We start from the raw sequence: 7042 nt of genomic DNA on the forward strand, positions 1-7042 counted from the left end.
GTGCATCAGTACAAACACCGCCGGCCCATGCGTCTGTTGAAACGAACCGGTAACGACTGACGGATCGGCACTAGGATTTTGCCCCGAATCGAACAAAGACAAAAGCAATTCCGATTCGCTAATCCAACTGCGCCCACTCGCTAAACTCTTCCAGACCCAACTGCTTCAACGTATCCATGAACGGTCGGCCGGTTTTTTCGTGGCGGCCGGAGAGTTGGTAATATTCGCGGACCATTTCCGGGAGCCACTTAGCGATGGTGAAGCCTTTGTACTTGCCGTCGGGCACCGGATCGAGAAATCTTTGGCCGACCTGTTGCCAATCGTGATCGGCGATCCAACCGCGTTGGGTGGCGAAGAGACTCTGCAAGATCGCGCTGCGATGCCCCGCCAACATCGCTTCGTCGAGATCGAAATTCCAACCCGTAGTCGCGTTGAACGAATCGACGACGCTTTTCAGCCCGTCCGGCTTCATATGCATCTGGGCGAACCAGCAGCCGCCCATGAGGCCGACGAATTGGCGATACTGCTCGCCGAGCACGTTGGACTGGGGCCAGCCTTTGGGATCGTCGCGGTCGAGCGGTCCCCACTTTTCTCGGTAGCGTAAGTCCGGCGGCGGATTCACCGTGCCGCCGCCTTGCGGCTTCATGCCGCCGCTGGCGACGATCTCGCGCAACATGTTGGAGAAATGCGGCCGCCAATCATGCATCGCCGGCACGCCGCGTTTGGTGTGCACGACCCAGTTGACCGCCTCACCGCCGATCGCTTCGGCGACTTCCAACGGCCCGTCGGCGATCAGATTGCCCCACTTGCCCTGGCGCCGCGCGGTCATCTCCAATAATTTATCGATGACCTCGACGTTACCCCATTCCAGACGCAGCCCGTCGCAGCTGTCGGCGTTGAGCAATCCTTTTTGATAGGCTTCGAACAGCACACCGGCGCCGAAAGAGAAATGGCCGCACTCAATGCCGAGATCGTTGATGCGCTCGGCTAAATAAAGCGTGGCGTTGCCTTTGACGCCGAGATTCCAAAAAGTATCGAGCCACTCGGCGCCGGCGTTGAAGTGGCCGAGCTTGCCTTTGAACTCGCCTTCGCCGATCTCGACGTCCCAAGGACAAAGGCGCGCGCATTGGAAGCAGGGCCGCTGGGTGACGCGGTTCTGATCGAAGCCGCGATTGTGATCGGCGATCAGCGTGCTCTGCATGTTATTGTTGGGCAGCGCTTCGAGATGGCGCGCATGGCCGACGGTGTAGCGGTCGGCGAGCGAATACTGTTGCAGCGTTTTGCGCCAGCGCAGTCCAGCTTCGATCAACGCTGCTTTGTCGTAGAGCGGCGGACGCTTGGTACCGTGGACGACGATAGCTTTGAGCATCTTCGAGCCGAAGATCGCGCCGCCGCTGTGCGACGCCGAATGGTTGAAGTCGTTGCATAGCATCGCCGCATTGACTAAATGCTCACCCGCCGGACCGATGCCCATCACCCGCGCGTCCTTGATGCCGACCTCGGCACGCAGCAACTCTTCGGTATCGCGCGAGCCCTTGCCCCAAAACTTGCTCGCGTCGCGCAACTCCGGCTTACCGTCGTTGATGAAAAGATATTGCGGCTTCTTCGCCGCGCCTTGGAGAATGATACCGTCATAACCCGACTGCTTGAGATAGGTCGCCCAATAACCGCTCGCCGCGCCCCGGCCCAAAGAATTTTTCGTCATCGGGCTCAAGAACACCGCGCAAACTTTCGTGCCGCCGGGCGTGAGGCCGGTGCCGGTCAACGGCCCGGTGAACATCACCATCTTCGCCGCCGCGTCATAGGGCTTCACGTCAAGCGCCTGCTCACGCATGAGCATATAAAGCGCCAGCGCCTGGCCGCCGATGAATTTTTTTAAGATCGGCTCTTCCGGCAGGTTCTCGTCCGTGAGTGAACCCGTCGTCATGTCGACGCGCAACATCTTGCCCATGTAGCCGCCGGGAAGGCGGGTCGTACGGGTAGCTGGAAACAAGTCAGACGGCGTCGCCATAACAGACCTCATCAGATTGCATAATCGGGTTGGAGTAATGGAGTACGGGAGTGGTGGAGTATTGGGTTTCGGATCGGCCCATTACTCTGTTACTCCAATACTCCATCACTCCAGTCTTCACATCCGGAACGCTTCCTTGACGAACAGACTTTCCAGCGGCAACTCTTTCTTCACCAATCCCTGCTCGATCTGATACCGATTGAGCGCTTGGATGGTTGTCTTGTCGCCCTGCGTCAACACTCCCGCGTAAGGATCGTAACCCAACAGATCGCGCTCTTTGGCGTAGCCTTCGGCTTCTCCCGGTTTCATGTAATTCACCGCTTGGCGATTGGCCTCGCGGAAAGCTTCGATCAGTTTCGCCGAGAGCTCGGGATATTTTTCCACCGTTTCTTCTTTTACCGTCATGATGTGAATGATCGGATAGATCTGCGTGCGCTTCACGTAACTAAGAATCTCGTCGGTATCTTCGAACAGCGGCTTGACGCCGGGAAACTGTCCCATAACGCCAGGCAACGTGCCGCCGCCGAACAAACCGGTGTAACCCGAATCGCCGGCGACCAACGCGGCGCCGAGTTTGCCTTCGCTCAGTAGCCGCGACAAATGCGGCTTTTCCTGGCCGAAGGGCGGCGGCGGATCGAGGCGCTCGACTTTCACTGGCAACTCGTTGCCGATATAAACTTCCTGACCGGAGACAAACCAACTAACGTCAGTCGTTTTGATGCCATGCTCGTCGAGCAAATAGCCGCGCGCCCAGGAGACCGCCGTGGCGCCGTAACGAAACGCGCCGATCTGCTTGCCCTTGAGATCGCTCGGATGATTCACCTTACCGGCGCAGTGAAAAATATTTCGCTGCCGCGGCCCGCGCTGAAAGAAAACCGGCAACGCCAAAAAGCGTTTGCCCTTCTCCTTGGCGCGCATGAGCGTCGCCGTCGACATCTCGGCGACATCGAACTCGCCTTGAACGAAACGATAATGCATCTCCCCCGGCGTGTACTTGTCGCCGACGTACTCGAAGTCGTAACCGTCCAGCGCAATCGATCCGTCGATCAACGCGCGATTGCGCGGATTGGGATTGGTCGCAAAAGTAATTTTAGGTTTAGCAGCCATATGTTTCTCCTCAGAATATTTCCCTCATGATGTAGGGGCAGGCCCCCGTGCCTACCCTCCGGATGGGCAACCACGGGGGGTTGCCCCTACACCTGCAAATACAATTCGCCTCACGCCGCCAAATGTTTGCGCAAAAACGCCAAGCCGCGCGACCACGACTCGCGATCGGATTTTTCCACATAGCGATCCGGATGATGCGGGTCCATGAACGAATGGCCGGTGTCGTGGTAAACGTAGAAGTCATGCGCCTTGCCATGCTGGCTGAGCTCGGCGTCCATCTTGGCCATGTCGTCCAGCGTCGGATTCTGATCGGTGGCGCCGAAGTGGCCTTGGATCGGACAGGAAATCTGCGCCGTGCGCTCGAACGGCGTCGGCCCGTCGCCCCATTGGCGAAAACAGCTGCCGCCGTACCAAGTGATCGCCGCTTTGAAATCCCTACTCGCACCCGCCATCAGATAAGCCACCCGTCCGCCCATGCAGAAGCCGAGTATCGCCACACGTTTACTGTCCACCAGTTTGTTCCCGCGCAAATGCGTCATCGTCGCGTTGATGTCGTCGATGATGTTCGCATCCTTGGCCCGGCCGCGCCGCGTCGGCCCATCGTCTTTACAATCCGGCCCATCGCGATGATAGAGATCCGGACAGATCGCAAAATAGCCGTCGCGCGCGAAACGCTCGGTCATCTCCTCCATGAACTTGTCGACGCCATACTGATGCTGAATCACCACCACCGCCGGCAACGGCTCGTTGCCATCGGGCTGGGCGGAAAACAAATTCATCGAACTGCCGTCGACGCTGATCTGCTCACGAATCGTCTTCACATTTCACCTCGTGAAATAATTCTCCCCGTTTGTATCCGCACCGCTAGCCCATCGTCAAACGGCAAATGAAAGTAGAAATATTTTTTGCGCCCTTTACGGCAACACTCCGAATCCGAAACTCTGTGATCTCTGTGTCCTCTGTGGTGAATTCATCTCTTCTTCCGCGGCGCTATTGCATTGTCTAATCCTTCCCCAACGACACCGCAAAAATCCCGCCCACCACCAGCGCCGCACCCGCCAGCTTTCTCGCCGTCACGTTCTCGATCTGACGCGCTATGAACGGCGTCAAGATCGACACGAACACCGTGTAACTGTTCACCAACGGCGCGACGATTGACACCCGCTCCATGCTGTAAGCGACGTACATGAACAGAAACGAGCCGCCAGTAAAAACTCCCGAAGCGATGAACCAGCGCGCTACCGGCAGCGGCGGCAGGATGAATTTCTCGCGCTGAAAAAAACGGTTGATGACGAAGATCTCAACGGTGGAAACCGCGGCGGCGATCGCCGCCGCAAGCATCGGCTGTCCGCCGCCGCCGCCCAAGCCCCAACGCACGGCGATGTCTTTGAATGAAAAGAGCAGCGCGCATAGAAAAGGAAATATCAGCTCGCTCTTCTTGTACGAAGTCGCCTCGCCGCCCCACGACACGATCACCAAGCCGCCGACGGTGAGCAAGACGCCGAACAACACCAGCGGCGCCGGCCGTTCACCGAGGATCACAATCGCCAGCAGGGTCGAAAACATCGGCGTGGTGTTGACGATGGTCGAAGTCACCGAACTGCCGAGATTGCGGATGCCGCGAAAGCTCAACACCCGGGTCACGCCGGGAACGAACAAACCGATGGCGACGTAGATCAAATTGTCGGCCACCCACAAGCGAGCCGGCGATTCAAAGATCAGATGGGCTGCCAAAAGAAACAGCGCGTTGGCGGCGATGGTGATCCACGCGCCCCAGGCCGTCGCGGCGACATGATAACCGCGCTGGGCCAACAGACTGGCGATGGCGAAACAAATCGAGGTCAGTAAACCAAATGAGATCGGCGACACAGCGGGCAGCGAGTTCCCTTCACAAATATTTTCGTCTACAGTGGCTTATAGCTGAAATCACCACCAACTGCATTCATGGCCGCTAAAAATTTTGCGCCGCTGCGCCGAAAGCTGCTGCACTGGTACGACCGCAACAAACGCGACTTGCCCTGGCGCCACACCAAAGATCCCTACGCGATCTGGCTCTCCGAGACGATGCTACAGCAAACCCAGGTGAAAACCGTCCTACGCTATTACGAAATGTTTTTGCGGACGTTTCCAAATGTCGAGAAGCTCGACCGTGCACGGTTGGAAAAAGTCCTGCGCGCTTGGTCCGGCGTGGGCTACTACCGGCGCGCCGAAAATCTAAAAAAAGCCGCGCGCCAAATCGTCCGCGATCACGCCGGCCAGTTGCCCCAAGAGTTCACGAGTCTGCGCCGGCTCGCCGGTGTCGGCGATTATACCGCTGGCGCGATCATGAGTATTGCCTTCGGCCAACGCTATCCGGCCGTCGACGGCAACGTCCGGCGTGTCCTCAGCCGCGTCCTGGCGATTGGCAACGAAATAGAAATGCAAACTAACGCGCGCCAACTGGTTTCGTCCTCACGTCCCGGCGATTTCAATCAAGCGTTGATCGAACTCGGCGCGACACTCTGTAGTCCGACCGCGCCGCAATGCGCGCGCTGCCCGCTGCGAACCGAATGCGCCGCGATGAATTGCCCTAGCGATAAGAATAACTCTCTCGGCCGCCGCCGAATCGCATTCAAAGCCGTGCATTGGCCCCTCGCCATCGTCCGCCAGAACGGCAAAGTTTTACTGCGTCGGCGGGCCGGCGACGGTCTGATGGCGCGGCTGTGGGAACTACCCGGTGGAGAGACGGACGGAGCGAAACAGCCGCTAAATTTTCTGCGCCAAGAGTTGCGCGAGCTAGCGCCGGCCGTGAGACTGCGCAAAGCCATCGGCGAGATTCGCCACAGCATCACCCACCGGCGCATTCGCGCGCCGATTTATTTGTTCGATTATCCGGCCAACAGCAAGCTTCGTTTACCGAGCAAACGGTGGCACTGGATTGACGTGGAAAAGATTCACGGCCAAGCGATCTCGTCAATGACGGCAAAAGCAATTAGATTACTGAACCCACATGAAAAAAGTTTTCTTTAGCAGCGTTTTAATCACGTTGCTGGCGGCCGGCGGATTTTATTTCTACGCCACGTTGCCGGACGTCAACGCGCTCAAGCAGAAAAACCCCAAGAGCACGGCGCTGATGGAGCTGCGCGATGAAGAATATAAAAAGAAAAAAATTGCCGGTACACGCCAACAGAACTGGGTCGGCTACGGTGCCATTTCGGATCACCTAAAAAAAGCCGTCTTGGTCAGTGAGGACGCGGCATTCTTCAGTCACAAAGGCGTCGACATGAACGAGCTCAAGGCCGCCCTCAAGAAGGACTGGGAAACCATGAGCTTCAATCGCGGCGGCAGCACCATCACCATGCAGCTGGCGAAAAATCTATACTTAAATCCGAGTAAAAACCCGCTGCGCAAGTTGAAAGAGATCGTCATCGCGCACCAGCTCGAACAAGCGTTGAGCAAGCGGCGGATTTTCGAAATCTATCTGAACGTCGTCGAATGGGGACGCAACATTTACGGCATCGAATCCGCCGCGCGCCATTATTTCGCCAAGTCCGCCGCCGCCCTCGATCCCCTCGAAGCCGCCACCTTGGCGGCGCTACTGCCGAGCCCGCGCAATTCCAAGGAGCGTGGCGTATTGAATCGGCGCAACGGCATTCTCGGCCGGCTAAACAGCGTCGGTTACTTGAGCAACAAAGAACTGCAACGCGCCCGCCAAACGCCGCTCTATCAAAAGGTCGAACAAGCGCCGAAAATCGTCCCCGTCGACGAAGAGCCAAGCGATTCGAAAAATTAAATCTTGCTGTCGTGGCAACGTCAATATGTCATGTTAACAGCAACGCGATTATGTCAGGGTAGTGCGTTGGGTTGAGGTCGTAAGTTAGAAACCTGGCCATAGCGGAACCCCACCTTGTTGGAGTTGGTTCGATATAGGCCAAGTGTGTGCGT

General features: G+C 57.5%; 6 protein-coding genes. 2 read left to right on the forward strand and 4 right to left on the reverse strand.

Going from position 1 to position 7042, the window contains the following annotated elements:
• Window positions 1–118: 118 nt before the first annotated feature.
• The 4 genes from EXR70_15780 to EXR70_15795 form a co-directional block, all read right to left on the reverse strand.
• Window positions 119–2023, reverse strand: a complete 1905-nt coding sequence (locus tag EXR70_15780; protein MSP39948.1) for a hypothetical protein — start codon at window positions 2021–2023, stop codon at window positions 119–121.
• Window positions 2024–2128: 105 nt separating this feature from the next.
• Window positions 2129–3118, reverse strand: coding sequence for a hypothetical protein (locus tag EXR70_15785; protein MSP39949.1), 990 nt, complete (start codon window positions 3116–3118; stop codon window positions 2129–2131).
• A gap of 110 nt (window positions 3119–3228) precedes the next feature.
• Window positions 3229–3939 (reverse strand): dienelactone hydrolase family protein, encoded by a 711-nt coding sequence (locus EXR70_15790; GenBank protein ID MSP39950.1) that lies wholly within the window; start codon window positions 3937–3939, stop codon window positions 3229–3231.
• 181 nt (window positions 3940–4120) lie between these two features.
• Entirely contained in the window at window positions 4121–5014 is an 894-nt protein-coding gene (locus tag EXR70_15795) for a DMT family transporter (GenBank protein MSP39951.1), read from the reverse strand.
• A 48-nt stretch (window positions 5015–5062) separates the two neighbouring features.
• On the opposite strand from EXR70_15795, the gene mutY reads away from it, so the two are divergent.
• Window positions 5063–6127 carry an A/G-specific adenine glycosylase gene (gene mutY, locus EXR70_15800; GenBank protein MSP39952.1) on the forward strand — a complete coding sequence of 355 codons (1065 nt, stop codon included), beginning with the start codon at window positions 5063–5065 and terminating at the stop codon, window positions 6125–6127.
• Window positions 6108–6890: a monofunctional biosynthetic peptidoglycan transglycosylase gene (locus tag EXR70_15805; GenBank protein ID MSP39953.1), complete on the forward strand. Its 783-nt coding sequence runs from the start codon at window positions 6108–6110 to the stop codon at window positions 6888–6890. The genes mutY and EXR70_15805 overlap by 20 nt, the downstream gene beginning before the upstream one ends.
• Window positions 6891–7042: the final 152 nt, after the last annotated feature.

The organism is Deltaproteobacteria bacterium (assembly GCA_009692615.1).
In the GTDB taxonomy this organism is placed as follows: domain Bacteria; phylum Desulfobacterota; class Binatia; order UBA9968; family UBA9968; genus DP-20.

Coding starts and splice junctions, on each gene's coding strand:
- EXR70_15780 (MSP39948.1), bottom strand. CDS start 2,023: ATGAGGTCTGTTATGGCGACGCCGTCTGACTTGTTTCCAGCTACCCGT.
- EXR70_15785 (MSP39949.1), bottom strand. CDS start 3,118: ATGGCTGCTAAACCTAAAATTACTTTTGCGACCAATCCCAATCCGCGC.
- mutY (MSP39952.1), top strand. CDS start 5,063: ATGGCCGCTAAAAATTTTGCGCCGCTGCGCCGAAAGCTGCTGCACTGG.
- EXR70_15805 (MSP39953.1), top strand. CDS start 6,108: ATGAAAAAAGTTTTCTTTAGCAGCGTTTTAATCACGTTGCTGGCGGCC.